The organism is Synechococcus sp. UW106, assembly GCF_900474015.1.
Taxonomy (GTDB): Bacteria; Cyanobacteriota; Cyanobacteriia; order PCC-6307; family Cyanobiaceae; genus Parasynechococcus.
In genome coordinates this window covers 633,672-660,265 of sequence record NZ_UCNV01000009.1, presented here as the reverse complement: position 1 = coordinate 660,265, position 26,594 = coordinate 633,672, and the positions used below count along the sequence as shown (strand labels likewise).

The 26,594-nt window shown below is 61.4% G+C and carries 27 protein-coding genes, 1 tRNA gene and 1 pseudogene; 19 read left to right on the top strand and 10 right to left on the bottom strand.

Annotated features, from left to right (window positions below; translation table 11 throughout):
- Nucleotides 1-215: 215 nt before the first annotated feature.
- The 4 genes from DXY30_RS11015 (at nucleotide 216) to DXY30_RS11000 (ending at nucleotide 2,316) form a co-directional block, all read left to right on the top strand.
- Complete coding sequence (locus DXY30_RS11015) at nucleotides 216-479, top strand: hypothetical protein (protein WP_115095001.1); 264 nt, start codon at nucleotides 216-218, stop codon at nucleotides 477-479.
- The gene (locus DXY30_RS11010) at nucleotides 469-1,158 is read left to right on the top strand and encodes an ABC transporter ATP-binding protein (RefSeq protein ID WP_371638805.1); all 690 of its coding nucleotides are present in this window, start codon (nucleotides 469-471) and stop codon (nucleotides 1,156-1,158) included. The genes DXY30_RS11015 and DXY30_RS11010 overlap by 11 nt, the downstream gene beginning before the upstream one ends.
- Nucleotides 1,159-1,174: 16 nt before the next feature.
- Nucleotides 1,175-1,246, top strand: a tRNA-Asn gene (locus DXY30_RS11005).
- A gap of 281 nt (nucleotides 1,247-1,527) precedes the next feature.
- Entirely contained in the window at nucleotides 1,528-2,316 is a 789-nt protein-coding gene (locus tag DXY30_RS11000; protein ID WP_115024390.1) for a response regulator transcription factor, read from the top strand.
- 17 nt (nucleotides 2,317-2,333) lie between these two features.
- On the opposite strand, the gene DXY30_RS10995 is transcribed toward DXY30_RS11000, so the two are convergent.
- Genes DXY30_RS10995 through DXY30_RS10985 form a run of 3 tightly spaced genes read right to left on the bottom strand, consistent with a single transcriptional unit; the run spans nucleotide 2,334 to nucleotide 6,207 of the window.
- Entirely contained in the window at nucleotides 2,334-3,275 is a 942-nt protein-coding gene (locus tag DXY30_RS10995; protein ID WP_115094941.1) for a DNA polymerase III subunit delta', read from the bottom strand.
- Complete coding sequence (gene tmk / locus DXY30_RS10990) at nucleotides 3,272-3,901, bottom strand: dTMP kinase (RefSeq protein WP_115094940.1); 630 nt, start codon at nucleotides 3,899-3,901, stop codon at nucleotides 3,272-3,274. Before tmk ends, DXY30_RS10995 begins: the two co-directional genes overlap by 4 nt.
- Nucleotides 3,898-6,207: a cation-translocating P-type ATPase gene (locus DXY30_RS10985; protein ID WP_115094939.1), complete on the bottom strand. Its 2,310-nt coding sequence runs from the start codon at nucleotides 6,205-6,207 to the stop codon at nucleotides 3,898-3,900. Before DXY30_RS10985 ends, tmk begins: the two co-directional genes overlap by 4 nt.
- Before the next feature lie 85 nt (nucleotides 6,208-6,292).
- Between DXY30_RS10985 and DXY30_RS10980 the strand changes: the two genes are divergently transcribed.
- Nucleotides 6,293-6,814: a photosystem I assembly protein Ycf3 gene (locus DXY30_RS10980; RefSeq protein ID WP_115024398.1), complete on the top strand. Its 522-nt coding sequence runs from the start codon at nucleotides 6,293-6,295 to the stop codon at nucleotides 6,812-6,814.
- Nucleotide 6,815: 1 nt separating this feature from the next.
- On the opposite strand, the gene radA is transcribed toward DXY30_RS10980, so the two are convergent.
- Entirely contained in the window at nucleotides 6,816-8,213 is a 1,398-nt protein-coding gene (gene radA / locus DXY30_RS10975; RefSeq protein ID WP_115094938.1) for a DNA repair protein RadA, read from the bottom strand.
- A 90-nt stretch (nucleotides 8,214-8,303) separates the two neighbouring features.
- On the opposite strand from radA, the gene rpaB reads away from it, so the two are divergent.
- The 5 genes from rpaB to DXY30_RS10950 are packed head-to-tail and all read left to right on the top strand — an operon-like array spanning nucleotide 8,304 to nucleotide 12,972.
- Complete coding sequence (rpaB, locus tag DXY30_RS10970; protein ID WP_115094937.1) at nucleotides 8,304-9,050, top strand: response regulator transcription factor RpaB; 747 nt, start codon at nucleotides 8,304-8,306, stop codon at nucleotides 9,048-9,050.
- Nucleotides 9,031-10,350, top strand: coding sequence for a phosphate acyltransferase PlsX (gene plsX / locus DXY30_RS10965; RefSeq protein ID WP_115094936.1), 1,320 nt, complete (start codon nucleotides 9,031-9,033; stop codon nucleotides 10,348-10,350). Before rpaB ends, plsX begins: the two co-directional genes overlap by 20 nt.
- A gap of 57 nt (nucleotides 10,351-10,407) precedes the next feature.
- Entirely contained in the window at nucleotides 10,408-11,397 is a 990-nt protein-coding gene (locus DXY30_RS10960; RefSeq protein WP_244281373.1) for a beta-ketoacyl-ACP synthase III, read from the top strand.
- Nucleotides 11,398-11,425: 28 nt separating this feature from the next.
- Complete coding sequence (gene fabD / locus DXY30_RS10955) at nucleotides 11,426-12,322, top strand: ACP S-malonyltransferase (RefSeq protein WP_115094934.1); 897 nt, start codon at nucleotides 11,426-11,428, stop codon at nucleotides 12,320-12,322.
- On the top strand, nucleotides 12,319-12,972 hold the full coding sequence (locus tag DXY30_RS10950) for a 1-acyl-sn-glycerol-3-phosphate acyltransferase (protein ID WP_115094933.1): 654 nt from the start codon (nucleotides 12,319-12,321) through the stop codon (nucleotides 12,970-12,972). The genes fabD and DXY30_RS10950 overlap by 4 nt, the downstream gene beginning before the upstream one ends.
- Here the strand turns inward: DXY30_RS10950 and DXY30_RS10945 are convergent.
- Genes DXY30_RS10945 through DXY30_RS10935 form a run of 3 tightly spaced genes read right to left on the bottom strand, consistent with a single transcriptional unit; the run spans nucleotide 12,935 to nucleotide 14,381 of the window.
- Nucleotides 12,935-13,510 carry a YdcF family protein gene (locus tag DXY30_RS10945; protein ID WP_115094932.1) on the bottom strand — a complete coding sequence of 192 codons (576 nt, stop codon included), beginning with the start codon at nucleotides 13,508-13,510 and terminating at the stop codon, nucleotides 12,935-12,937. The two genes, DXY30_RS10950 and DXY30_RS10945, sit on opposite strands and share 38 nt — an antisense overlap.
- On the bottom strand, nucleotides 13,510-14,133 hold the full coding sequence (tsaB, locus tag DXY30_RS10940; protein ID WP_115094931.1) for a tRNA (adenosine(37)-N6)-threonylcarbamoyltransferase complex dimerization subunit type 1 TsaB: 624 nt from the start codon (nucleotides 14,131-14,133) through the stop codon (nucleotides 13,510-13,512). Before tsaB ends, DXY30_RS10945 begins: the two co-directional genes overlap by 1 nt.
- On the bottom strand, nucleotides 14,130-14,381 hold the full coding sequence (locus DXY30_RS10935) for a Ycf34 family protein (protein ID WP_115024415.1): 252 nt from the start codon (nucleotides 14,379-14,381) through the stop codon (nucleotides 14,130-14,132). The genes tsaB and DXY30_RS10935 overlap by 4 nt, the downstream gene beginning before the upstream one ends.
- A 31-nt stretch (nucleotides 14,382-14,412) precedes the next feature.
- Between DXY30_RS10935 and DXY30_RS10930 the strand changes: the two genes are divergently transcribed.
- A complete protein-coding gene (locus DXY30_RS10930) occupies nucleotides 14,413-15,606 on the top strand; it encodes a CCA tRNA nucleotidyltransferase (protein WP_115095000.1) in 1,194 nt (397 codons plus the stop codon).
- A gap of 61 nt (nucleotides 15,607-15,667) precedes the next feature.
- On the top strand, nucleotides 15,668-16,099 hold the full coding sequence (locus DXY30_RS10925) for an RNA-binding protein (protein ID WP_115094930.1): 432 nt from the start codon (nucleotides 15,668-15,670) through the stop codon (nucleotides 16,097-16,099).
- An 84-nt stretch (nucleotides 16,100-16,183) separates the two neighbouring features.
- Here the strand turns inward: DXY30_RS10925 and DXY30_RS10920 are convergent, their stop codons facing one another.
- Complete coding sequence (locus DXY30_RS10920; protein WP_115094929.1) at nucleotides 16,184-17,092, bottom strand: phytoene synthase; 909 nt, start codon at nucleotides 17,090-17,092, stop codon at nucleotides 16,184-16,186.
- A gap of 3 nt (nucleotides 17,093-17,095) precedes the next feature.
- A complete protein-coding gene (gene pds / locus DXY30_RS10915; RefSeq protein WP_115094928.1) occupies nucleotides 17,096-18,514 on the bottom strand; it encodes a 15-cis-phytoene desaturase in 1,419 nt (472 codons plus the stop codon).
- A gap of 88 nt (nucleotides 18,515-18,602) precedes the next feature.
- Between pds and DXY30_RS10910 the strand changes: the two genes are divergently transcribed.
- Both DXY30_RS10910 and DXY30_RS10905 read left to right on the top strand, forming a co-directional pair.
- The gene (locus DXY30_RS10910) at nucleotides 18,603-18,950 is read left to right on the top strand and encodes an NAD(P)H-quinone oxidoreductase subunit M (RefSeq protein WP_115094927.1); all 348 of its coding nucleotides are present in this window, start codon (nucleotides 18,603-18,605) and stop codon (nucleotides 18,948-18,950) included.
- Nucleotides 18,947-19,579, top strand: coding sequence for a DUF3172 domain-containing protein (locus DXY30_RS10905; protein WP_115094926.1), 633 nt, complete (start codon nucleotides 18,947-18,949; stop codon nucleotides 19,577-19,579). Before DXY30_RS10910 ends, DXY30_RS10905 begins: the two co-directional genes overlap by 4 nt.
- Here DXY30_RS10905 and DXY30_RS10900 read toward each other — a convergent pair.
- The gene (locus DXY30_RS10900; protein WP_115094925.1) at nucleotides 19,570-20,559 is read right to left on the bottom strand and encodes a LysR family transcriptional regulator; all 990 of its coding nucleotides are present in this window, start codon (nucleotides 20,557-20,559) and stop codon (nucleotides 19,570-19,572) included. The genes DXY30_RS10905 and DXY30_RS10900 overlap by 10 nt on opposite strands.
- Before the next feature lie 81 nt (nucleotides 20,560-20,640).
- Between DXY30_RS10900 and DXY30_RS10895 the strand changes: the two are divergent.
- The 5 genes and pseudogenes from DXY30_RS10895 to DXY30_RS10875 all read left to right on the top strand — a co-directional run bounded on the left by DXY30_RS10895 (nucleotide 20,641) and on the right by DXY30_RS10875 (nucleotide 26,588).
- Nucleotides 20,641-21,372 (top strand): annotated as a pseudogene (locus tag DXY30_RS10895) (NnrU family protein).
- A gap of 34 nt (nucleotides 21,373-21,406) precedes the next feature.
- Nucleotides 21,407-23,416 carry an NAD(P)H-quinone oxidoreductase subunit 5 gene (locus DXY30_RS10890; protein ID WP_115094924.1) on the top strand — a complete coding sequence of 670 codons (2,010 nt, stop codon included), beginning with the start codon at nucleotides 21,407-21,409 and terminating at the stop codon, nucleotides 23,414-23,416.
- Between the two features lie 93 nt (nucleotides 23,417-23,509).
- Nucleotides 23,510-25,147, top strand: coding sequence for an NAD(P)H-quinone oxidoreductase subunit 4 (locus DXY30_RS10885; RefSeq protein ID WP_115024432.1), 1,638 nt, complete (start codon nucleotides 23,510-23,512; stop codon nucleotides 25,145-25,147).
- A 67-nt stretch (nucleotides 25,148-25,214) separates the two neighbouring features.
- A complete protein-coding gene (locus DXY30_RS10880) occupies nucleotides 25,215-25,598 on the top strand; it encodes a lipopolysaccharide assembly protein LapA domain-containing protein (protein WP_115094923.1) in 384 nt (127 codons plus the stop codon).
- Nucleotides 25,599-25,685: 87 nt separating this feature from the next.
- A complete protein-coding gene (locus DXY30_RS10875; RefSeq protein WP_115094922.1) occupies nucleotides 25,686-26,588 on the top strand; it encodes a segregation/condensation protein A in 903 nt (300 codons plus the stop codon).
- Nucleotides 26,589-26,594: the final 6 nt, after the last annotated feature.

Genomic DNA, 26,594 nt, shown 5'->3' with positions numbered 1-26,594 from the left:
GAGGACGTCGAACCATCCCCGCTGTGGCGCGCGTCCTACAGCGATCGTCATGAGAAGTGCTTCATGATCCGTTACACGAGCGAGCCTAGGGGGGGATCACCGAAATGGGGCGGCTCCCCGCACCCATTTGCAAGGGATGAGTAGAAATGCGCATTTCTGAACCGACGGGATGCCGCCCCCTCCGCGAAGATGACGCATCGATCTTTTCCAACGCTGTGTACGTCATCGAACTGGCCCTGCGCATGAGTCCTCTCCCTGTGTCTGTCCAGCGGAAAGAACTGGCTGATGCCGATGCGCTGTATCAGCAGATCCGCCAAGCCATCGACCACAGCCAACCCCGTCTCCTGGAGCTCACCTGCGAGAAAGTGGAGGGAAAAAAAGTGACGCTGCTGGTTAGTGAGGTTCTCGCTGTTCAGCTTTATGAAAAGGCTTCGGCGACGGGTGGCAGCAAGCGACCCGGCTTTTCCTTTGATTCCTGAAACCGCCACCGCTGAACTGAGCGTTGAGGCCGTCAGCCATCGTTGGCCGAACGGCCATCAGGCCCTCGATCGCTGCAACCTCGTGATCCCAGGCCCTGGCCTATGGATGCTGGTGGGAAGCAACGGAAGCGGCAAAAGCACCCTGTTCCGCCTGATTTCAAGGCTTTTGGAACCGCAGAGCGGACAAATTCACTGCCGAACCAAAACTGCTCTGGTCTTTCAAAACCCCGACCATCAACTGTTGCTTCCCAGTTGCGGCAGTGACCTGATGCTCGGGATGGACTCCCAAGGCCTGGGGACGCAACGCCAAAGCGCAGTGCGTGACCTGCTGAAACAGTTCGGCCTCGCTGAGATGGAGAACCGACCCATTCACAGCCTCAGCGGCGGCCAGAAACAACGCCTGGCCATCGCTGGAGCCCTGGCGAGTGACGCCGGCCTACTGCTGCTAGACGAGCCGACCGCCCTGCTGGATCCCGAGAGTCAGACCACGGTGCTGAATACCGTGCGACGCCTTTGCAGAGACGCCATCCAACCGATCACAGCCCTTTGGATCACCCACAGGCTGGGGGAATTGAGCTTCGCTGACGGTGCAGCCCGCATGCGCGATGGTCGGATTGGCCCCTGGACGAGTGGAAGGGAACTGCAACGACGCTTGCAGGGCGGCGCATTCGAGAGGTAAGGTCTCCGGGAGCCATTCCTCGGTAGCTCAGCGGTAGAGCGGTCGACTGTTAATCGATTGGTCGCAGGTTCGAATCCCGCCCGGGGAGCTTTAAAGCCACAGCATCTGCTGTGGCTTTTTTATTGACAAAAAAAGGAATTTCGTGACGGGTGATTGCCCGAAGCGGAAGACTTCCTAAACAGCTGATCGAGAAACAAAACTAAAAAAGCCTTCACATCGCTGTCACTGCAGACGATCTCCTGCAAACAAGTCCATCACTGACTCGCCACCCAAAATCTGCAGACACTTGAAAAGCTTGAGAGAATCTGCTCAGCGTTAATCCCGACAGACAAGCGCTCCTTTTTCTCCAGCCGCATTGCCGCCGAACCAATGAAGCCTTGCATCCTGCTAATCGAAGATGACCAGGACATGCGCGACCTGGTGAGCGGTCATCTGGAGCACAGTGGCTTCGACGTGCAGCGCGCCGACGACGGCATCAAAGGTCAAGCCCTTGCTCTCCAGTACACCCCCGATCTGATCCTGCTGGATCTGATGCTGCCGAAGGTGGATGGTCTCACCCTCTGTCAGCGTCTGCGGCGAGATGAGCGCACAGCGGGAATACCGATCCTGATGCTTACGGCTCTGGGTGGTACTAAGGACAAAGTCAGCGGTTTCAACTCAGGGGCCGATGACTACCTGACCAAACCCTTCGATCTGGAGGAGCTTCAGGTCAGGGTTAAGGCCTTGCTGCGTCGCAGTGATCGTGCACCCGTTGGATCGAGCAATCACAACGAAATCCTCAGCTACGGACCCCTAACCCTGGTGCCCGAGCGCTTTGAAGCCATTTGGTTCGATCAACCCGTGCGTCTCACGCACCTGGAGTTCGAACTTCTCCACTGCCTGCTCCAGCGTCACGGACAGACCGTGGCTCCCTCGTTGATCCTCAAGGAAGTCTGGGGCTACGAGCCTGATGACGACATCGAGACCATCCGTGTGCATGTCAGGCACTTGCGGACCAAGTTGGAACCCGATCCCCGCAAGCCTAGGTTCATCAAGACGGTGTATGGAGCGGGCTACTGCCTGGAGCTCCCCACTAGCGCCCAGATGGATGGCCTTGAGGACGTCGTGGCTATGGCCCGCGAAGAACGCAAGCAGCAAGGGGATCGGGCCTCGGCCTGACCAGCCCAGACGGCCTATTAAACAGATGGCGTGAGATCCAGAAGCGCCACTTCCCAGGCCAGACGAGGCTGTACGAAAGAGAGCAACTGACCGCGCAGCATGTCCAGTCGCTTGAGCATCGCAGCGGAGCTACCGCAGTGCCAAAGCCGATGTTGCCACCAGCCGATCAGCCACAGCTGCTGCTCGCCATCCAGGGCTTCGCACAGATCGCGCGCCAATGACAGCGCCTCCATCGGATTGGCAGGCAGCGCGTTGAAGCGCTGAACCAACTCCTCCGGGACACCCGCCAGGCTGCTGCGATGGTCGATCAAAGCGCCCGGAGAACCGGCAGCCAGCGCCAACAGTTCTGGCGCGTCTTGAGCCATGGCACCGGTGCGTTCGAGCACTTGTGCCATGGCCTCGGGATTGAGCCTGAGAAAACGGATCAACTGACAACGGGAGCGAATGGTGCTGAGCAGACGCTCAGGGGCTGATGTCAACAGGATCAGCACCCCATGGCCTGGTTCCTCCAACGTTTTCAGCAGGGCGTTTGCCGCTGCCTCCGCCATCGCTTCGGCGGCTTCAATCACCACCATGCCTCGTTGGGCCTCCACTGGCTGCCGTGCCAAACAGCGGCCAATGTCTCGAATCTGCTCCAACCGCAACTGTGGCGGGGTGCGGCGACTGAGTCCCGCCTCCTCGGCTTCCGCACGGGTGAGCAAACGCCCCTGATGCTGATACGTGGGCGCCACCCAGAGCAGGTCAGGGTGATTGCGCTCCAGCAAGCGTCGCCGCTCCCTGGCAGAGGGCTGACCATCGGCAAGCAGACCCTCCAGAAAACGCACTGCCGTCAGTTGACGCCCGACCCCCTCAGGGCCGGCGAAGAGGTAGGCCGGTGCCACGCGACCCTGGGCGAGGGCTGCCGACAGCAGATCAACGGCGAGGGGCTGGCCGATCAGATCCTCAAACAGCGCGCTCAAGCCAGATGCTCCTGAAGCTGATGTTCCAGAGCAGCACTGACGGCACTCGCTGACTGATCAGCAGCGACGGAGCACCAGGAGCGCTGCTGCGCCAACTGCGCAAAACCCTGCGAGACCCGATCCAGGAATGAAGCTCCCTCCGCTTCGATGCGGTCTTGCTTGTCCCCAAGGCGCCGCTCAAGACTGGCTTGAACAGGAAGGTGCAGCCAGAGGGTGAGATCGGGCTGCAAGCCAGTGGTGGCGATCTGTTCAAGCCGTTGAATCAAGTCTCGATCCAAACCACGGCCATAGCCCTGATACGCAAGGGTTGATCCCGCGAAGCGATCACTGAGAACCCAGTCGCCACGTTCCAGGGCCGGACGGATCAACGTTTCAACGTGCTGAGCCCGATCAGCGGCATAGAGCAGCAACTCGGCGGTGGGGGCTGGTGCCTCCTGGTCGACTGTATGCAGCAGGAGTTCACGAATCGAGCTTCCGAGGGGGGTCCCTCCGGGCTCACGGGTACAAACCAAAGAAGCGCCTTTCGGCATCAGACCGCTTGTGGGCAACCAATCGACCAGATGACGGATCTGCGTGGTCTTGCCGCAGCCATCAATGCCCTCCAAGACAATGAGACGTCCAGTCATGGCAAGCGAAGAGCCAAGGCATTCATCACCACGGTGATGGAACTCAAGGCCATCAGCAGCGCTGCCAGCGGAGGCGACAACAGCACACCATGGCTAGGGAGCAGGGCTCCCGCAGCAACGGGGAGAACGATGAGGTTGTAACCAAAGGCCCAGAACAGGTTCTGCCGCACCTTCACCAAAGTTCGGCGGGCCAGGCTGAGGGCTTCGGGAAGGTTGTCGAGCCGATCGCCAAGCAGCACAAGACCAGCGGAGTCCTGCGCGATCTGAGTTCCAGTACCGATGGCGATCCCAAGATCAGCCGCGGCCAAAGCCGGCGCATCGTTAATGCCGTCGCCCACCATCGCCACCCGCTCGAGCTGCCGCAGCTGCTCGAGGCGTTGCAGCTTCTGCTCCGGGAGCATCTGCCAGCCCAGATCATGAGCCGCGAAACCCAACTGCTGACCGAGGCGGCGTACGGCCGCCTCCCGGTCACCGCTGAAGACCGAAAGGGTCAGACCATGAACCCGCAGGCGTTGCAGCGCAGGAGCGACATCCGGACGAATCTGATCCTCGATCTGAATCAGTCCCAACAGGCGATCACCCACAGCAACCGCCACCACCGAGCCTTCAGCCGCAGAGAGCCAGCCCTGAGCTGCTGGGGAGATGTCCACACCCTGCGCCACCAACCAGTCGGGCTTTCCGACACGAAGCCTGGCCGACGCACCATCCACATCACCTTCCAGCCCCTGACCGGACACAGTGCGCACGTCATCGCACTCCAGCAGTTGGAGCTCCCGGCCCTGGGCCTCCTGCAGCAGGGCATAGGCCAAAGGGTGACGGCTGGTTTGCTCCAGGCTGGCGGCGAGTTGCAATAAACGATCCGGGTCATCCCCGTGCACATCGGTCACCAGAGGGCGACCCAAGGTGAGGGTGCCGGTTTTGTCGAAGACCACATGATCAAGACCCGCGGCGGTTTCGATCACATCGCCACCGCGGAACAGCCAACCGCGCCGCGCTGCCAGGCCGGTGGCCACCGTTATCACGGTTGGAGTTGCCAGACCGAGGGCGCAGGGGCAGGCGACAACAAGCACAGCGATCGACAGCTGCAAGGCCAGACCAATCGGGGTACTTGCTCCACTTCCCAACCCTCCGTGATGCATCTCATGGGGCATCGCATGGTCATGAGGCATCCCGGGCGCTGAAGCATGCAAGACCTGGGGCCAATGCTCGGCACCGAACAACCACCAGAACAGAAACGTTGCGAGAGCCAGGCCAATAACGCCATAGCAAAAGCGGCCCGCCACACGATCGGCAAGGCCCTGGATGGGGGCCCGACGGGCCTGGGCCTGCTCTACCAAGCGAATGATCCGGGCAAGAGCGGTTTCGGCGCCAACTCGGGTGACCTTGAACGCCAGGGTTGCCTCCAAATTGAGGCTGCCGGACGACAACTCGATGCCGGGCTCTGCCTGCAACGGCAAGGGCTCACCGGTGAGGCTCGACACATCAACGGCCGAAGCCCCCTCAAGCACCACTCCATCCACCGGCACGCGGTCACCCGCCAGCAACTGAACGGTTTCACCGGGTCGCAGAGCCCCGACGCGCACCTCACGAATCGCGCCGTCAGGCAACAACAGGCGAGCCGTGTCCGGCTGGAGCCGGGCCAGTTGCTGCAACGCCTGCCCGGTCCGAAAACGGGCCCGCTCCTCCAAGAAACGTCCAAGCAGGACGAAGCCCAGCAACATCACCGGTTCATTGAAGAAGCAGGGCCAACCCACCTGGGGCCAGACCAACGCCACCAGGCTCGCCACATAGGCACTGCTCACCCCCAGGCCCACGAGGGAGTCCATGCTGGGAGCCCCTGCACGGGCAGCGGCAACCCCACCCACCAAGATCGGACGGCCTGGCCCGAGCAGAGCCACCGTTGCAAGCGTGGCGTGGAAGGGAAGGGTGCCGATCAGAGGCAACGACAGCTGCCCTGCCTCACTGAGATGCCCAAGCACAGACAGCAGAAGTAGCAGCAGAGCAACCATCAGCTGTCGCCATTGCTGCCACCAGCCCGGCAATGCTTGGCCGGCAGCCGCCGCACCGATCGGGTCGTCCAAAGCGCGCTCTTTGGCCGGGAAGCCCCTGTCTGCAAGGGCTTTCAACACCCCAGCCACATCACTCTCACCCGCGGTGAGATCGAGCCAGGCCGAGCGGCTGACCAGATTCACATCGGCACGCTGGACACCAGGCTGGTCCAAGAGGGTGGTTTCAACAGCGCGAACGCAACCGCCGCATTTCATCCCTTCCACATCCAGGACGACGGTCTGAACCGCAGGGCTCACAGGTGTTTACGCAACAGGGATCATTACGAGCAGGTTAGGTCGGGCTCTGATCCCGTCAGGATGGGGGCCAGTCCGCCGGAGCGCCGTGCCCCGCAGCAACCGCAACGACAACTTCATTGACAAGAGCTTCACGGTGATGGCGGACCTGATCGTCAAGCTGTTGCCGATCAATGCCCGCTCGAAGGAGGCCTACGTCTATTACCGCGATGGCCTCTCCGCCCAGAACGATGGTGATTACGCCGAGGCGCTGGAGAACTATGAGGAGGCCCTGAAGCTTGAGGAGAACTCCACAGACCGGAGTGAAACCCTCAAGAACATGGCCATCATCTACATGTCCAACGGCGAGGAGGAGCGGGCCATCGAGACCTATCGCCAGGCTCTCGAAGAAAACCCAAAGCAACCCTCCTGCCTCAAGAACATGGGGCTGATCTACGAAAAACGGGGGCGAATCGCCGAGGAAGGCGGTCGGCAGGACGAAGCCGATCGCTGGTTTGACCAGGCGGCCGATGTCTGGACCCAGGCCGTGCGCCTCAATCCCGGCGGTTATCTCGATATCGAGAACTGGTTGAAGTCAACAGGCCGCAGCAACGTCGACGTCTACTTCTGAATTAAGTCGGATCGGGCTGCACAGCATCACCGAGCGCCAACACCAAGGCCTCGGTGACGTTATCGGCCTCCAGAAGAGCTAGATCCAAACCCGACGCCAGATCTCCGAGGCCGCTGCCCCGGGGCACGACAGCCCGCCGAAACCCCAGCCGTGCCGCTTCCTGGAGCCGCAACTCCAGCTGACCGACCGGGCGCAGCTGTCCCCCCAAGCCGAGCTCTCCGATCAACACCGTGCCCGCAGGAAGAGTGAGATCTCTAAAGCTGGCAACCACCGCAGCAGCAACCCCCAGATCCGCCGCTGGCTCCTCCACCTCCAGACCACCAGCAACGGCGAGGTAGCAATCGAAGCGCGAGAGCGGCAGTCCCATGTGCTTCTCGAGCACCGCAAGGATCTGGTGCAAACGATTCGTGCCGATCCCTGTGGCCGTGCGTCGCGGGCTGGCATAGCTGGTGACATTCACCAGAGCCTGCAGATCCACCACCAGCGAACGCGTGCCCTCACAGGCCACGATCGTCGCGACACCGGACGCACGGGCATCGCTGAGGAACAGCTCACTGGGGTTGCCCACCTCGGCTAAGCCACCGCTCTGCATCTCGAACAAACCCAACTCATGGGTGGCGCCGAAGCGGTTCTTGACGGCGCGCAGCAGGCGGTGACTGGCGAACCGGTCACCTTCGAAGGTGAGCACGGCATCCACAAGGTGTTCCAAAACCTTCGGGCCCGCCAACATGCCTTCCTTGGTGACATGGCCCACCAACAGCAGGGAAATGTTCTGGCGTTTGGCCAACCGTTGCAGGGCAGCCGCACATTCGCGCACCTGGCCAACCGAGCCCGGAGCACTGGTGAGGTTGGCGTCATGCAAAGCCTGAATGCTGTCGATGATCGCCACAGCGGGGCGAAGCGCTTCCAGCTCTTCCAACACCAGTTCCAAATCGGTTTCGGCCAGCAACTGCAGCTCCGATGCACCTCCAGCGAGCCGCTGCCAGCGCAGCTTCACCTGCTGCGCCGATTCCTCAGCACTTACGTACAGCACCGATGCACCGGCCGCCATCGCCGAGGCGCTCTGCAGCAGCAATGTGCTCTTGCCGATTCCTGGATCGCCTCCGACGAGCACCAGAGAACCGGGTACGAGGCCTCCACCCAAAACACGGTCAAACTCAGCGGAACCGGTCGCCAGGCGTTGCAGCGGTTGATCCTCCAGCGAGGCCATGGCGGTGGACCGTCGCGGCGCAGCGGCTAGCTCTGGATCCGGGGCACTGCGGCGACGACGGCCATCGACTGGAGGCTGGGATTGCTCCACCAAGGAATTCCAGCTGCCGCACTCGGGGCAACGGCCAAAAAACTGTCGAGCACGGGCTCCGCAGACCTGACAGATAAAAACAGCGGTGGACTTGGGCACTGCGAACTGTGAAGAAAGTTGCCGTTGAATGAACGAATCAGGGGGCTGCCCTTTTATTTGTGGCGAGAAGTGACTAACGCCTCGTTGCCCATGACGGCCACGGCTCCCACCAAGGAAACGATCCTCGTGGTCGACGACGAGGCATCGATCCGACGGATCCTGGAAACCCGGTTATCCATGATCGGGTACAACGTGGTGACCGCCTGCGACGGCACAGAAGCCCTGGAATTGTTCCCGACCTGCACTCCCGACCTCGTGGTGCTGGACGTGATGATGCCGAAGCTGGACGGGTACGGCGTCTGCCAAGAGCTGCGCAAGGAGTCGGACGTACCCATCGTGATGCTGACGGCCCTCGGCGACGTGGCCGACCGGATCACAGGGCTTGAGCTTGGGGCCGATGACTACGTGGTGAAGCCCTTCAGCCCCAAGGAGCTGGAAGCCCGCATCCGCTGCGTGCTGCGACGGGTTGAGAAGGAACAGGTGGCGGGCATCCCTAACTCCGGGGTCATTCAGGTGATCGACTTGCGAATCGACACCAACAAACGCCAGGTGTTCCGTGGCGACGAAAGGATCCGGCTGACAGGCATGGAATTCAGCCTGCTGGAACTGCTGGTGAGCCGTTCCGGTGAACCGTTCAACCGCGGCGAAATCCTCAAAGAGGTTTGGGGTTACACCCCGGAACGCCACGTGGACACCCGGGTGGTGGATGTTCATATCTCCCGCCTGCGATCCAAACTGGAGGATGATCCGGCCAATCCCGAGTTGATCCTCACAGCTCGGGGCACCGGCTACCTGTTCCAGCGCATCGTCGATTCCGTTGCCTCCGAAGGTCCCTGATCCCGCCCCGGCCCCTCAGCCGCGGAACAAGACCAACCGTCCTCGGGCGATCCGTCGCCTGGTGATCTGGTATCGGCGCAACGCCGCCGTCACAACCATCGTGGATGGTGCTGCCAACTCAGCAACGGCAGCGGGATCGATGGCGGGCAACGTGGCGGAAACCGTGGTTTCCGGAGCCGGCACAGTGGCCAGCAGCGTGCTCCAACCTCTGGTGTTCGACCCTCTCCGCTGGCTGCAGGGGGGTACCGACACCGACGACATTGACGATGCGGAGCGTCTCTGGGTCGCCGTTGATGGCATGGGCGGTGACCATGCGCCGGGGCCGATTTTGGAGGGATGTCTGGACGCCATTGACCGGCTGCCTCTGAAGATCCGCTTCGTGGGGGAAATCGAGCGGGTCATGGCCGCCGCCAACAGCCTCGGCCTACGCGAATCCCTAGAAAGTGCAAGGGCAGCAGGACATCTGGACCTGGTGGCCAGTGGCCCCTCCATCGGCATGGATGACGAAGCCACGGCGGTGCGGCGCAAACGGGACGCCAGCATCAATGTGGCCATGAACCTCGTGAAGAAAGGGGAGGCTCTCGCGGTTTACTCAGCCGGGAATTCCGGCGCGGTGATGGCTTCGGCGATTTTCCGGCTGGGACGGCTGAAGGGCATCGACCGACCAGCCATCGGTGCACTGTTCCCAACCAAAGATCCCGGTCAGCCGGTGTTGGTGCTCGACGTAGGCGCCAACATGGACTGCAAACCCGCCTATTTGCACCAGTTCGCCCTGCTGGGGAACATCTACAGCCGTGATGTGCTCCAGGTGAGTCAACCGCGGATCGGCCTACTGAACATCGGCGAAGAGGAATGCAAAGGGAACGATCTCTCCTTAAAAACCCATGAACTGCTGCGGGATGAATCCAGGCTGCATTTCGCCGGAAACTGCGAAGGCCGTGATGTGCTCTCGGGCGATTTCGACGTGGTGGTCTGTGATGGATTCACCGGCAATGTGTTGCTGAAGTTTTTGGAATCCGTCGGCAGTGTTCTGCTGGGGGTGCTGCGGGCGGAGTTGCCCCGGGGGCGGCGCGGCAAGGTGGGATCAGCGTTTCTGCGCAGCAACCTGAAACGCATTAAGAAGCGGTTGGACCATGCCGAGCACGGTGGGGCGCTGCTTCTGGGCGTCAACGGCATTTCCGTGATCGGCCATGGCAGCAGCCGGGCCCTCTCGGTGGTTAGTGCCCTGCGCATTGCCCACTCCGCTGCGAGCCATGGCGTGATGGAGGATCTCGCAACACTGCATCAGGGTTGTGATTGACTGACGCGACGTCCTTCAACCTCCGCTTTGGTCGAGCCGCTCAGCACAACCAGAGGGGTGTTGTTCCGAGGGTCTGGCAGCGCGACGCCCAGCCGCTCCATCAGCAACGAAGAGCTCGGCCAGCGGGTTGAAACCAGTGATTCCTGGATTCGGAGTCGTACCGGGATTGCCGCACGACGTGTGATCGATGCGGATGAATCCCTCACCGAACTGAGTGGATTAGCAGCGGAACGGGCTCTGGCCATGGCTCGTTGGTCTGCCGACAGCCTCGATCTGATTGTGTTGGCGACCTCCACCCCAGACGACCTGTTTGGCTCGGCGCCACGCCTGCAGGCTCGTCTCGGTGCCACCAATGCCGTGGCCTTTGATCTCACCGCCGCCTGCAGTGGCTTTCTTTTCGCCGTTGTCACCGCTGCCCAGTACCTGCGCAGTGGGGCGATGCGCCGCATCCTCGTGGTGGGAGCCGATCAACTGAGCCGCTGGGTGAACTGGGACGACCGACGCTCCTGTGTTCTGTTCGGTGATGCGGCCGGCGCCGTGGTGCTGGAGGCATCAGAAAACGGCCAGGACAATCTGGAGGGATTCCTGCTGCGCTCTGATGGCAGCCGAGGCGAGGTGCTCCAGCTTCCCCAGGTCAGCGAGCGCAAGTCCCTTGTGGGGGACGCCAGCCATCAGTGCGGCGGCTTCGAACCCATTCAGATGAACGGGCAGGAGGTCTACAAATTCGCGGTGCGCGAAGTACCAGCCATTCTCGAGCAACTGCTCGAACAGAAAAGCGTCGCCGCAGATGCCGTGGACTGGCTGCTGCTGCATCAGGCCAACCAACGCATCCTTGATGCAGTGGCAGATCGCTTCTCTGTCCCATCCGAGAAAGTGCTCAGCAACCTGGCGCACTACGGCAACACATCGGCGGCCACCATTCCCTTGATGCTTGACGAAGCCGTGCGCGATGGACGCATCCAACCTGGACACCGCATCGCCAGCAGTGGCTTCGGTGCGGGATTGAGCTGGGGTGCAGCACTCTTCCGCTGGAGCGGGCCAGCCTAATCTCCGGCACGGTCAGCAGAACACAGCAATGGCGATCGCCTGGGTCTTTCCCGGTCAGGGCTCTCAAAAGGTGGGCATGGCAGAAGCGCTGCTCAGCATCGATGGCAGCCGCGAACGTTTCGCCACAGCCTCCGAACTGCTGGGGCGCGACCTCTTGGCGATCTGCCAGGGCGAAAGCGGCGGCGGTGATGGACCGGATGATCTCAACGACACTCGCAACACCCAGCCTGCCCTGTTCGTGATCGAATCACTGCTGGCCGACAACCTGCAGCAGCAGGGCCGCGAGCCTGCACTGGTGGCCGGCCACAGCCTGGGCGAGCTGGTCGCCCTCTACAGCGCTGGTGTGTTTGGGCTGGACACCGGCCTGCAGCTGATGAAAACCCGCTCAGAACTGATGGCGAGCGCTGGGGGCGGTGCCATGACGGCTGTGATCGGCTTCGATCGCGCTCAGCTGGACGACCTAGTGGCCGCCACGGACGGCGTCAGCATCGCCAACGACAACAGCGATGCCCAAGTGGTGATCTCCGGTGCTCCAGAGGCCGTGCAGAGCGTGAGTGAAGCCCTGAAATGCAAGCGCGCGATCCCTCTGGTCGTTTCCGGAGCTTTCCACTCTCCTTTCATGGCGGAGGCTGCTGAGCGCTTTGCTTCTGCACTGGACCAGGTGCCATTCCAGGATGCCCGCGTTCCGGTGCTCAGCAACAGCGCTGCCAGCGCCAGCACCAGCGCGGACGAGCTCAAACAGCGCCTGAAGCAGCAGATGACAACTGGGGTGCGCTGGCGAGAAACCATGGCGGCCATGACCGACAGCGGCGTAGACACCCTGGTGGAAATCGGACCGGGAAACGTGCTCAGTGGACTGGCGAAACGCAGCATGAGTGGCGTGACCACCGCCCAAATCGCCGGGGCGGGAGACCTCGGACAGTGAGTCAATCCAGCCTCGTCCCCACACCCAAGCCGAGCTTCACCTACAGGCTGGTCAGCAACCTTCTGGTCTTCCCTGTCTTTCGCTTGCTGTTCCGCGGCTCGACCGCAGGCAACAACCGAGTACCCATGCAAGGGCCTCTCGTGGTGGTGGCCAACCACGGCTCCCATCTGGACCCCCCCTTGCTGGGCCATGCCCTGGGGCGCCCCGTTGCTTTCATGGCGAAAGCGGAACTATTCAGCATCCCGCTGCTGGGACGCGTGATCCGGGCCTGTGGTGCCTACCCCGTCCGGCGGGGGGCCAGCGATCGCGAAGCGATTCGAACCGCGACGGCACGGCTCGGGGAGGGCTGGGCCACCGGCGTTTTCCTGGACGGCACCCGACAAAGCGACGGCCGGATCAACAACCCACTCCCCGGAGCGGCCCTTCTGGCGGCGCGTACAGGCGCCCCACTGCTGCCGGTGGCCATCCATAACAGCCACCGCGCCTTGGGAACGGGTCGCAGCTGGCCGCGCCTGGTGCCCATCCAGCTGCGTATCGGTGACCCCATCCCGGCACCGGCCAGTCGCCGTAGGCCCGATCTGGATGCCACCACCGCCCTGCTGCAGGAACGCATCAATGCTCTGCTGGATCAGGGTCCGCAGCATCCCTGAGGTCTCGACCCGTCATCACCCAAGCCACAGCGCGCAGCCAGTCACTCCATTTCTTCAAACGACCCTCCTGCATGCAATCCGTACGGCATGCCACAGGAACTCCGGTGAGCTGAATTCCACGGCTCCCCGCCACCACCTGGCCCACCGCCATCGAGCGGGGCAAGTGGTCTTCGCTGGTCACTAGCAAGACATGGCGAACGCCATCCGCCTGCAGCTCGTCCACGACAGAGGTGAAGTTGCTGAGGGTGTCACGGGCCCTGTAATCGAGGGTGACGCGGTCTGGATTGAAGCGCTCTTCACTGAGCATCCATTCGGCGTACTCAGGATTGCTGCCACCGCTCACCAGCAGCGGCAGGTCAAGCTGACGCGCCAAGCGGGCACCCATCCTTTCCCGGTCCACATCACCTCCAAGCACAAGAACGAGTTGCGGTGGGCTGCGATCCAACAGAGCCTGGCGATAGGGAGACAGCGGTCCGGGCCCCAACAGCCAGGCCATGAGGCCAGCACCCAGCAGCAGCCCTGTACGCACGCCCGCCATCAGACCTGTCCGACGGGAGAGGTGGGGTAGATCGGCAACACCTCAGCCCAGGGAAGCGCAGCGCCAGCGGCATGGCTGCGTTTCAACAGCAGCAACAGACGCGCCACATCCTCAGCCACATCGAGTTGAGCCCCAAGGGCTGGCTTGGGAGAGCATCCCTCCGGCAACAACGTCGGCAGGCTGAGTTCGTGGACCTGCCCCGAGGTGATCTGATACTGACCACCAACCACCCCCCTGCGAGGCAACTCCTGAGTGATCCAGAACGGTTGCCCATGATTCGATCCCAGCAGTTGAGACTCCAGGCGTGGCGCCATTAAGGCGTAACTGCTTACCCCGAGCAGGGGGCAATCGAGCTGTTGCGCAAGGGTGCGGGCCATCACCACCGTCAGGCGGGTGCCGGTGAAGCCGCCGGGCCCCGTCGCCACGGCAAGGCCCTGCAATTGGGGCCAACGCTCAGGGGGGAGAAGCGCCTGAACGCGCGAAATCAAACTGTTAGACAGCCCCCGTCCGTCCGGATGAACCTGCACGAGCGGTCCTGCTCCAGACTGCTCAGGATCCAGCAACGCCATGCCAAATCGATCCGAACAGCTGTGCAAGGCGAGCAGCAGCGGCAAGGCCGTCATCGGGGCAACTCCTGTCCTGGACAGCAACGCCGCCAGCGACCGGGATCTGCCTTGAAGCTTGAGCAGGACCGAACATCCCACTCAACCCCGGCCTGACCATTGGGAAGATCGATCACCGACACGTGAATTCTCGGCGCATCTGGCTCAAAATCCGGGGTCTCAGCAAGATGCGGAACGCCATGCTGACGCTCAACTGCGTGATAGGCCTGACATCGGTCGACCCAGCTGCAGTCCACGCAGATGCACATGCCTCCCAAGGCCGTTCACTCCCCCATTCTGATGGTCCAAGGCTCTGGCGACGCACTGCTTGAACAGTTGCGAGCGCGACTGGCACCAGCGCAATGGCCGCTACCCCTGAAACACCTCCCCAAAGGCACAGCGCTGGTGGGCGGGGCAGTTCGCGATGGATTACTCAACCGTCTCCAGGATCAACCCGATCTAGACCTCGTGGTCCCGACCGACGCCATCGCTCTGACCGAGGCCCTAGCCCAGGAGCTCCATGGCACCTGTGTGGTGCTGGACACGGAACGGAGCATTGCTCGGCTGGTGCTCGGAGGCTGGACGGTGGACATCGCCCGCCAGGACGGTGACCGCATCGAAGACGATCTCTGGCGCCGCGACTACCGACTCAATGCCATCGGTGTTTCGCTCCAACCCTGGGGACAGTTGTGGGACCCCACCGGTGGACTGAACGATCTCCAACAGGGTTGCCTGACGGCTGTGTCGGAAACCAACCTCACCGACGATCCCTTGCGGCTGCTGCGGGGCTTGCGGCTAGCGGCTGAGATCCCGCTCACAATCTGCAGCCAAACCATGGGCTGGATTGATCGTCATGCCTCACGGCTGCCTGAGGCGGCGCCGGAGCGCATCCTGACGGAACTGCAGCGCTTGGTACGGGGCGACCATGCCGATGCGGCGATCGCAACCTTGAAGAGCGTGCCGTTGCTGCGCCCCTGGGCCGCCGAGGGGCAACCTCCAGCGCCCGCTGACACGGAAGGCATGAGCAAGCAGGAAATAGGCGTCGCTCTGCCCTTGGCGCGGTTAACAGCCCTCATCAGTGATGACGGCATGATCCAACTCCGAGCCAGTCGGGCCCTGCGCCAACGCTGCGAACGCCTCCGGTTCTGGCAGCAGCGCACCGGCCTAGCACCGGAGTGTCTGCCGGAAACCGATCGACTGAGATTGCATGACGAGCTTGAACGGGATCTCCCCGCCCTCGCCCTGCAACTGCCAATGCCCGAGAAAGAGATCTGGCTGCGGCGATGGCGAGACGCTGACGACCCTCTGTTCCACCCCAGAGCACCCATCGACGGCAACAGCCTGGTCAAGGCCCTGGAGATCCAACCCGGCCCCCTTCTCGGACGTCTGCTGCATCATCTGAAGCTTGAACGCGCCTTCCAGAGGATCCAGACCACGACTGAGGCCATTGAGGAAGCCAAACATTTCTTGACCCGTGAAAGCGAGGCTCTGTGATTAACTTTGCAGGTGTCAATGATGACGGTCAGACACCGACAGATCGCATTTTCTTTCCTTCATGAGCATCCGCCTGTACATCGGCAACCTGCCGCAGACCTTTGAAGAACAGGAGCTGGTGGCTCTGCTCAAGTCAGTGGGAGAGGGGATTCGGTTCAAGTCGGTTCTCGACCGCGAAACCGGCAGCTGCCGTGGATTCGGCTTTGCCAATGTCGACGACGCCAAGGTCGCCGATGCAGTGATCGAACAGCTGAACGGCAAAGAGTTCGGTGGCAGCTCTCTGCGGATCGAACGTTCCGAACGACGGGACAACAACCCCGGTAGCAACCGTCGTGGAGCCCCCAATGCTGCAGGCCAGCCCCAGGTAGCCCGCAAAGCGGTGAACAAGGTGGTTCACAGCGACGAGAAGAGCGAAGGGGCTCCCGACCCCCGCTGGGCCGGTGAGCTGTCCAAGCTCAAGGACCTGCGGGCCGACCAGAAGACGGCAGTCTGAATCCGTTAGCGATCTGGTTGAGCAAAACGCTATTCATCAGCCCCTGCCGGTTTTACTGGCAGGGGTTTTTTGCTGACTCGAACCTCAGCGTGCCTGGGCCAGGAGGAACGAACGCGGCAAATCGAGCAGCTTGTTGACCTTGGCCACGTAGGCACGGTGATTGAACACGTCGTAATCGACCCGTTCAATCTCATCCAAGATTCCCCGATAGAGCCGTAACGACGTCCACACCGGCCAGCGCGCATCGGCGGAAAGCCAGCGCACCCCGGCTTCAGAACGCGCAAACCAGTCGCGGGCCCGCTCCAACTGGAATCGCATCAAGGCACGCCAGGAATTGTTGAGTGTTCCTGCCATCAACTCATCTTCTGAATATCCGAAGCGCTCGAGATCTTCTTGCGGCAGATAGATACGACCGCGGCCCCGATCTTCACCCACATCCCGAAGGATGTTGGTGAGCTGGTTGGCGATCCCCAAGGCGACGGCGGCATCGGATGTGTCTGGGCAGTCACTCCAGGGAGCTGAGGTGTAGGCCTGATCGACACCCATAACTCCCTGGGTCATCAGACCAACGGTGCCAGCAACGCGGTAGCAGTAGAGCTTGAGGTCCTCGAAGCGGGGATAGCGGGTCCAGGTGAGGTCCATCCGCTGTCCCTCAATCATGTCCAGATAAGGCTGGATGCCCTGGGGAAACCGCTCCAGGGTGTCCACCATCACCGCATCCAGATCGTCCTCCACCCGTCCGGCGAACAAGGCCCGGGTTTTCTCCTCCCAGCGGTCGAGCCGATCAGCAAGTTCCTCCACCGGACGCGCCTGAGCCTCAGCGCTATCCATCAACTCGTCCGTACGACGGCACCAGACATAGATCGCCCAGATGGCACGCCGCTTCTCTGGGGGCAGAAGCAAGGTGCCGATATAGAACGTCTTGGCCCACTCAGCGGTCTCCCGACGGCAGGCCTCGAAGGCTGCGTCGAGATCCGGGGAGGCGAGGGGCATGGCTCAGGCCGTCACGGGCTCACTAGAAGAGGTCGATGATGCCAGCTGACCTGTCTTGCGGTCCACCGCACCGGCGCAGAGCTTGCCACTAAGCACGGCGCCTTCCATCGATGCGAGATAGCGCTGCATCGTGTAATCCCCGGCCAGGAAGAAGTTCTTGATTGGGGTGGTCTGATCGGGGCGCAACTGCTGACAACCAGGGGTCGTTTTGTAGACGGACAAAGGGGTCTTCACGACCTTGTATTTGCGCAGTGTGGCGGGATTTTCACCCCCAAAATGCATCGGGAACAGCTTTGTGAGCTCGCCCATGGTGGCCTCGATGATCTCTTCATCAGGACGACCGATCCAGTCCTTGGCTGGCGCGAACACCAGCTCGAGCATTGACTTGTCGGGGTCTTCATACTCCCTGCAAGTGATGCTCATGTCGGCGTAGACGCTGAGCAGGGGCGACCGACTGAACAACAGATGGTCGATATCGGTGAGCTTGCGATCGAACCAGAGGTGCAGGTTGATCACAGGCACACCACGCAGACCATCAAGCTTGCTGAAGACCTCCATCTGCTTCCAGGGCTCGGGCAAGAGCAGCTTGAAGGGGTCAACAGGCAATGCACTGACGTAGGCATCGGCGGTGAGATCGAAGCTCTCCTTGCCCTTCAAGCCGCCGATGTGGAAGGCCGCTACAGAACCATCCTCATTGAGCTTGATCTCCCGCAGGGGACTATTGAGGTGCACTTCCCCTCCGAGTGATTCGATGTGCTCAACCACCGGCTGGCAAAGCCGCTCCGGGGGCGCGCCATCGAGGAAAGCCATCTTGGAGCCGTTCTTCTCCTGCAGGAAACGATTGAGCGCTGTGAGCACAACCGTGGCAGAGATTTCATCGGGATCGATGAAATTCAGCGCCTTGCTCATCGCTAAGAACACTTCATCGTTCACCCGTTCGGGAATGTTGTGGACCCGCAGCCACTCGGTCCAGGAATACTTGTCGCACTCTTCGACATACCCCTGACCCCGGAGCATCGCAGGCACAAGGCCCAGGCCGAAGCTGATTTTCTCAGGCCAGCTCAACATGTCGTTATTGCCCAGGATCGCGGCCACACCATTCACAGGGGCTGGCAGATCAGGAAAATCAAAGCGGCTGTAGGTGCCTGGTTCCTCCTGCTGATTGAAGATCATCGAGTGGCTCTTCCATTGCAGCCGGTCTTCGATGTTCAGCTCCTTAAAGAGCTGCAGCATGTTCGGGTAAGCGCCGAAAAAGATGTGCAGGCCGGTCTCGTACCAGTCGCCGTCTTCGTCTTTCCAGGCTGCGACCTTGCCGCCGAGAACATCCCTGGCTTCGACAACGATCGGCGTGTGGCCGGCATCCGCCAGATATTTGGCACAGGAGAGTCCTGCAAGACCAGCTCCGGCAATAGCGACGCGCATGCGGCCGTCTCGAAAGTGAAACCAACCTTAAAAGGGCCTGACCCCCGTTCGCTTCTTAAAGTCGTGACAGCTTTCCCGTGGGCGCGTCTTGGCTGACACCCTTCTCAAGTGCACCACCCGCCACGTGCGCCTGTTCACAGCGGCCCTCCAGGATGAAGATCTCGTCCCTTCGGACGACCAACTCACCTTGGACCTGGATCCCGACAATGAATTCCTATGGGACGACGCCAGCCTCACCAAGGTGCAAGGACGCTTCAAGGAACTGGTGGATGCCGCGGCCGGTGGCGAACTGAGTGACTACACCCTGCGCCGCATCGGCACCGACCTGGAGGGATTCATCCGGCAGCTGCTGCAGGCAGGAGAACTGAGCTACAACACCGATGGCCGTGTGCAGAACTTCTCCATGGGCCTGCCCCGCACCCCTGAACTGTTGTGACCCGCTCGCGGTACGACCGAGGTAGTCGCGGGCCACGGGACAGCCGTTACGACCGGTCTGAGCGGGATCGTTACGCCCCCCCGCAGCGTGGTGGATACGGGCGACCACCAGGTCCCCCACCGGGAGGTGGATCTCAGGGGCCCTTCCAATTCAGCACCCTCACCGTGGCCGTTTTGGCAGGCGTTCTTGTAGTGGGGATCGGCATCGGCAGTGCTGTCACCAGCACGACTCAAGGTGACCAAGGCAACATCGCCAGTTCCCAGCAACTGGACATGGCTGTGCCGGACCCGGAATTCTGCCGGCAGTGGGGGGCTAGCGCCTTCGTCATGGACATCGAGATGTACACAACGCTCAACCCTTCCAGCAGCTTCGTGACCCAGCCAACGCTGCAACCGGGTTGCGTCATCCGCCGGGAAAACTGGTCGGTGCTGCGCAAAGAGGGTGCCATCAGCTCCGAGCAGGAGCGTGAATGCAAACAACGGATGAATACCTTCGCTTACATCGGTTCTGTGCGGGACAAACCCGTGGTGCGCTGCGTTTACCAAACCGACATCACTCAGAACAAATTCCTGACCCGGGGCGTGGCTGACGACTCGGTCGGTTTGACCCCAGAAGCAGATCAGTTCTGAATCAGCGGCTCCCCCATCACCTCAGGCACAGCTTTTGGTGCCTGGCGTATGGGGCTGTCGGCACTGGCAAAGACAGGTAAGACGTCATTGCGAAAGGCCACCGAGGCCCGTGAGCAGTAGCGGGCGGGATGGGTGATCAGCTTGAGCTGGCGCCGCACCTGCAGATCGGCCACTTGAGGGCGGTGAATCGTTCCCGCCGATAACTCCCGCTCAATCGACACCACGGGAACAAAGGCGGCACCGAGGCCCGCCTGAACCGCATTCTTGATCGCTTCCAGCGAATTCAGTTCCATGTCGATGCGCAGGCGCTGCACATCCAGGCCGGAGCGGGCCAGGAGCTGATCGACCATCTTCCGGGTGGTCGATTGCGCATCCAGGCAGACGAAGCCCAGGCGATAGAGGTCTTCCTTGGTGAGTTCAGCCAGTCGGGCCAACGGGTGCTTCACCGGCAGCACAAGCGCGAGCTCGTCACTGGCGTAGGGGACCACCTGCAGCAGTTCATTGAGTTCCGCCGGCAATTCACCGCCAATGATGGCCAGATCGATCTGGCCATTGGCCACACTCCAACCGGTTCTCCGGGTGCTGTGGACCTGGAGCTGCACCGACACCTCCGGGTATTTCTGGCGGAACAAGCCGATCATCCGAGGCATCAAATAAGTGCCTGTCGTCTGACTCGCCCCCACGATCAGGGACCCACCTTTGAGGTTGTGGAGATCATCCAAAGCCCGACAGGCTTCATGGCACTGGCTGAGGATGCGATCGCAGTAACTCAACAGCAAATGGCCGGCTTCCGTCAGCTGTGCCTTGCGCCCGCCGCGATCGAACAGCGACACCTCCAGTTGCTTCTCCAGGTTCTGGATCTGAAGGCTGACGGCGGGCTGGGTGACGTAAAGACTGTCGGCGGCTTTCTTGAAGCTGCCCTCGCTAACAATCGCGCGAAGGATCCGCAGTTGGTCGAGGGTGAACGGCAGATCGGCCACCGCGGAACACCCGGGGGAACGTTTGAAATTTAGGACTGCCGGGGCCGCCAGCCAGAATCACGCCCTTCCCAGGCAGCCCCTATGGCCTCCACCCACCACAGCAGCATCGTGATGTTGGTGCTGCTGATCCTGTTTGCGGTGATTCACAGCGGTGGGGCAGCACTGCGCACCCGAGCTGAGGCCGTGATCGGAGCACGGGCCTGGAGACTAATTTTTGCCGCGGCAAGCATTCCCTCGGCCGTGGTGGTGATCGGATGGTTCCTGGCCCATCGCTACGACGGGGTACGGCTGTGGAATCTTCAAGGCGTCCCCGGGATGGTGCCTGTGGTGTGGATCGGAACAGCCGTCAGCTTTTTGTTTCTCTACCCAGCCACCTAGAACCTGCTGGAGATCCCGGCGGTGCTCAAACCGCAGGTGCGTCTTTACGCCACAGGGATCATCCGCATCAGCCGGCATCCGCAGGCCATCGGTCAAATTCTCTGGTGCCTCACCCACGGCCTCTGGATCGGCAGCAGCTTCATGCTGGTGACCTGCGTCGGCTTAATCGGTCATCACATATTTGCCGTCTGGCATGGCGACCGGCGTTCGAAAGCTCGCTTCGGTGAAGCCTTTGATGAACTCAAGGCCAACACCTCCATCGTGCCCTTCGCCGCGGTTCTCGATGGACGCCAGCAGCTCCAATGGCAGGAATTCGTCCGACCCGCGCAACTCGGCATCGCCATCGCCGTCGGCGTCTTTTGGTGGGCCCATCGCTTCATTCCGACCGCTGCAGGGTTGATGCGCAATTCAGCACTCCAGAACCTCCTGGGCTGAGCTGCCTACACTCGCTTCAACCTGCTGCTTGCGGATGCCCTCGGCCGAGGAACTCGCCTGGCTCATTCCCGTTTTGCCCCTGTTCGGCGCCGTGCTGACAGGGTTGGGATTGATCAGCTTCAACCGCACGATCAACCGATTGCGCAAACCCGTTGCGCTGCTGTTGATTTCCTGTGTCGGTGCAGCTGCGGTGCTGAGCTACAGCATCCTGTTCAACCAGCTCAACGGGGCCCCACCGGTCGAGCATCTATTCGTCTGGGCCAGTGCGGGCAGCTTCGTTTTGCCGATGGGCTACGTGGTTGATCCGCTTGGGGCCGTGATGCTCGCGCTGGTCACCACCATCGCCCTGCTGGTGCTGGTGTATTCGCATGGCTACATGGCCCACGACAAGGGCTATGTGCGCTTCTTCACCTACCTGGCTCTGTTCAGCAGCTCCATGCTGGGGCTGATCATCAGTCCCAATCTCCTGGAGATTTACGTCTTCTGGGAGCTGGTGGGCATGTGCTCCTACCTGCTGGTGGGCTTTTGGTACGACCGCGATGGTGCCGCCCATGCAGCCCAGAAAGCCTTTGTGGTGAACCGAGTCGGTGACTTCGGCCTGCTGCTGGGAATCCTTGGCCTGTTCTGGGCCACCGGCAGTTTTGATTTCCAGGGCATCGCCGATGGTCTGCAGAACGGCCTGGCCAATGGAACGGTGGCCCCATGGGCAGCACTGCTGCTCTGCTTGCTGGTGTTCATGGGTCCGATGGCCAAGTCGGCTCAGTTCCCCCTCCATGTCTGGCTGCCCGATGCCATGGAGGGTCCGACACCCATATCAGCCCTGATTCACGCCGCCACGATGGTGGCTGCAGGCGTGTTCCTGGTAGCCCGCCTCGATCCGCTGTACGCCCAATTCCCCGTCATTCAAACGGTGATTGCCGTCGTCGGCACAATCACCTGCTTCCTGGGGGCCTCCATCGCCCTCACCCAAATGGACCTCAAGAAGGGGCTGGCTTACAGCACCGTCTCCCAGCTCGGTTACATGATGCTGGCCATGGGTTGTGGAGCCCCGGTTGCTGGCATCTTTCACCTGGTGACTCATGCCTTCTTCAAGGCCATGCTGTTCCTGGGTTCTGGCTCCGTGATCCACGCCATGGAAGAGGTGGTGGGTCACGAGCCTGTGCTCGCCCAAGACATGCGTCTGATGGGTGGCTTACGCAAAAAGATGCCAGTCACCTCGATCACCTTCTTCATCGGTTGCATCGCCATCAGCGGCATTCCTCCCCTGGCTGGCTTCTGGAGCAAAGACGAAATCCTTGGTCAAGCCTTCAACAGTTACCCCCTGCTGTGGGTGGTGGGCTTCATGACTGCAGGAATGACGGCCTTTTACATGTTCCGCCTGTACTTCCTCACCTTTGAAGGGGAGTTCCGCGGCAACGACACCGCCATGCAGACCCAACTGCTCACGGCAGCTGGCAAGGATCCTGCGGAACACCATCCCCATGGCGGCAGCGTGCACGAGTCCGCCTGGCCCATGGCAGCACCCTTGGCGGTGTTGGCGGTGCCTTCGGTGCTCATTGGTCTTCTCGGAACACCCTGGAACAGCCGCTTTGCAGGGCTGCTGAATCCTGAGGAAGCCCTCGAGATGGCAGAACAGTTCAGCTGGGGGGAATTCCTGCCACTGGCGGGGGCTTCAGTGGCTATCTCCGTCGCGGGCATCACCCTGGCTGTTCTGGCCTATGCCCTGCATCGGATCGATCTGGGTGAAATGGTGGCCGGCCGCTTCCCCACGGTGAATGCCTTCTTCGCCAATAAGTGGTATCTCGATGTGCTCAACGAGAAGTTGTTTGTGCGAGGCAGCCGCAAACTGGCCCGGGAGGTTCTCGAAGTGGACGCGAAGGTGGTTGATGGTGTTGTCAACCTCACCGGACTTCTCACCCTCGGAAGCGGCGAGGGTCTGAAGTATCTCGAGACCGGACGCGCTCAGTTCTATGCCCTGATCGTGTTCGCTGGAGTGATTGCTCTGGTGGTGCTGTTCGGCGTCATCGGCGGACCGATCTCTTAAGTCTCAATTGCACATGTGTGTCATCGCCTATCGAGGTGATGACACAGCGCCCATGATTTCTACGATCCAACCAGTAAGGGTCGGATTCAGAGCGTGTTCGAATTCGCAGTCGCCGGACTTGGCGACCCGGTGCAGGCCACAGTGCCATGGCTGAGCCTATCGATCCTGGTTCCAATCGTGGGTGCACTGCTGGTTCCTCTCGTTCCCGATGAAGGGGACGGCAAAAAGGTTCGCTGGTATGCCCTGATCGTGACGCTGATCACCTTTCTGATCACCGTTGCTGCTTACCTGACCGGCTATGACCCCAGCCTGAGTGGCCTGCAGCTGTCCGAACGGGTGAGCTGGCTGCCCGATCTGGGGCTCACTTGGGCGGTGGGAGCGGATGGGCTCTCGATGCCGCTGATTCTGCTCACCAGCTTCATCACAACCCTGGCTTGCCTGGCTGCTTGGCCGGTGAGTTTCAAACCGCGCTTGTTTTATTTCCTGCTGCTGGCCATGGACGGCGGCCAGATCGCCGTCTTCGCGGTTCAAGACATGCTGCTGTTCTTCCTGGCCTGGGAGCTGGAGCTGATCCCGGTGTATCTACTTCTGGCCATCTGGGGCGGCAAGAAACGCCAGTACGCAGCCACAAAATTCATTCTCTACACCGCTGGCAGCTCCCTGTTCATCCTGTTGGCCGCCCTGGCCATGGGATTCTTCGGCGGTGGCACCCCCAGCTTTGAATACACCGCTCTTGCCGCCAAGGACTTCGGCACGGGCTTTCAACTGCTCTGCTACGCCGGGCTGCTGATCGCCTTCGGCGTAAAACTGCCGATCGTGCCGCTGCACACCTGGCTGCCGGATGCTCATGGCGAAGCCACCGCACCGGTGCACATGCTTCTGGCCGGCATCCTGCTGAAGATGGGGGGCTATGCCCTGCTGCGGTTCAACTGCGAACTGCTGCCAGCGGCCCACGCTCAGTTCGCACCGCTGCTGATTGTGCTGGGAGTGGTCAACATCATCTACGCCGCCCTCACATCTTTCGCACAGCGCAACCTGAAGCGAAAGATCGCCTACAGCTCGATCAGCCACATGGGTTTCGTGCTGATCGGCGTGGGCAGCTTCAGCGCCCTCGGCACCAGTGGCGCCATGCTCCAGATGATCAGCCACGGGTTGATCGGGGCCAGCCTGTTCTTCCTCGTGGGTGCCACCTACGACCGCACCCACACCCTTCAGCTGGATGAGATGGGGGGCATTGGCCAGAAGATGCGGATCATGTTCGCGCTGTGGACCGTTTGTGCCCTCGCATCCCTGGCTCTGCCAGGCATGAGTGGATTCGTCAGTGAATTGATGGTGTTCGCAGGTTTCGCAACCGATGAGGCGTACACCCTGCCCTTCCGCGTGGTGATCTGCGCACTGGCCGCTGTTGGCGTGATTCTCACGCCGATCTATCTGCTCTCGATGCTGCGGGAGATCTTCTTCGGCAAAGAGAAGGAGGAGCTGGTGTCCCACACCAACCTGGTGGATGCGGAGCCGCGTGAGGTGTACATCATCGGTTGCCTGCTGGTGCCGATCATCGGAATTGGGCTCTATCCCAAGCTGATGACCGACAGCTACCGCAGCTCAATTGAAGCCCTAGTGAACCGAAACCTGGGCGCCATGGAGCAGGTGATGTCACCAACAGCCCCCTTGATTCGAGGCCAAGCAACGGTTCCGGCAGTGATCCAGGCCCCCATGGTGGGCACTTCATAAAACACGTATCGATTCTTGTTCGGGAGCTGCCAACTGTCCGTAAGTTGAATTATCGCTCCTCCAGAACATGCGCCAGATCAACTTCGGCCTGATCTTCTCCTTTGGACTGATCACCGTGTTTTTCACGCTGGCGAACACCAACGCAACCACCGTGCATGTGTTGCCAGGCATGGAATACACCCTGCCTTTAGCAGGGTTGTTGCTGCTGGTGGCTGGATTCGGTGCAGTAGCGGCGTGGTTTTTTGCCGCCTGGACGGGAATGCTCAACAACGTGGATCAATTCTCCAAAGCGAACGAATTTGAAGCGCAACAGGTGCGCATCCAAGAACTGGAAACCGACCTCAACCGCTATCGCTCCACCGTTGAAACCCAATTGGGTCTCCTCCCCGCCGCCACCGTGACCGCCAGCGCTGCCGAAGGTGATGAATCCAGCGACAACTCAGCCGACTGAGGCCTGATCCCGCTGATGAATCGCTGAAACAACCCCCTGGCAGCAACCGTTTGCGCCCGATACCTTGCCGGAAGAGGGTGAATTGACTTGCTCCAGGTGGCTCCCAACGACGGCGCTGATGCTGGAGCCCGCCTCGCGATCCGGCTGTTGCAGGACGCAGCGGAGAGTGGAGATCTCGATCCATGGGATGTCGATGTGATCGCTGTTATCGACGGATTTCTGGATCAACTCAGACAACGCATTGAGGTTCCCGGTCAGGTGGCTGCCGTCTTGGCCGGACGGGGCGGCAGTTATGAACGGGACCTAGCCGAGAGCAGCGAAGCCTTCCTGGCCGCCTCTGTACTGGTGGGGCTCAAAGCAGAAATGCTCGAGGCCAGCATGCTGCCCCCCGCCCCGGAGGTCGAAGACCACTTCGACGCAGACTTCGATGCTCAGGGCTGGCTTGATCCCGCCTTTGATCTGCCCCGACGGCCGGAGAAGCACCTGCTGCGGCGGCCCGTAGCTCCACCGCCATTAAGACGCCCCGTCACCCTTGGGGAGCTGATCGAACAACTGGAATCGATCGCAGAGCAACTGGAATCGGATGAACTGGAGGCGCGACGGCGGAAACGGCAGAAGCGCTACAGCAACCGTGAAGCGATCGCCCAGGTCGCTGGACTGGCCCACCGCGAAAAACTCCCGGAAACCACCGCAGCGCTTGGGGTGTTTCTCAACGGTTGGGAGACTGCCCTGGACTGGGTGGGCTTCGATCAGCTCGTGGAGCGGTGGGAGGTTGCCGCAGCCGCTGACCTTGACCGGGACCGCGTCGGGGTGTTCTGGGCTCTGCTGTTTCTCTCCTCCCAAGGCCGGGTTGAACTGGAGCAGGAGGGCTGGCTTCACGGCCCATTGCGACTGAAATTCATCCCTGCCAGTGGCACCGCGACACAACTACCGATCCGCAGCCTTCAGGTGCCAGATCCGTCGCCGACCCGGACAGTCGTGGCGGCTTAAGACCGG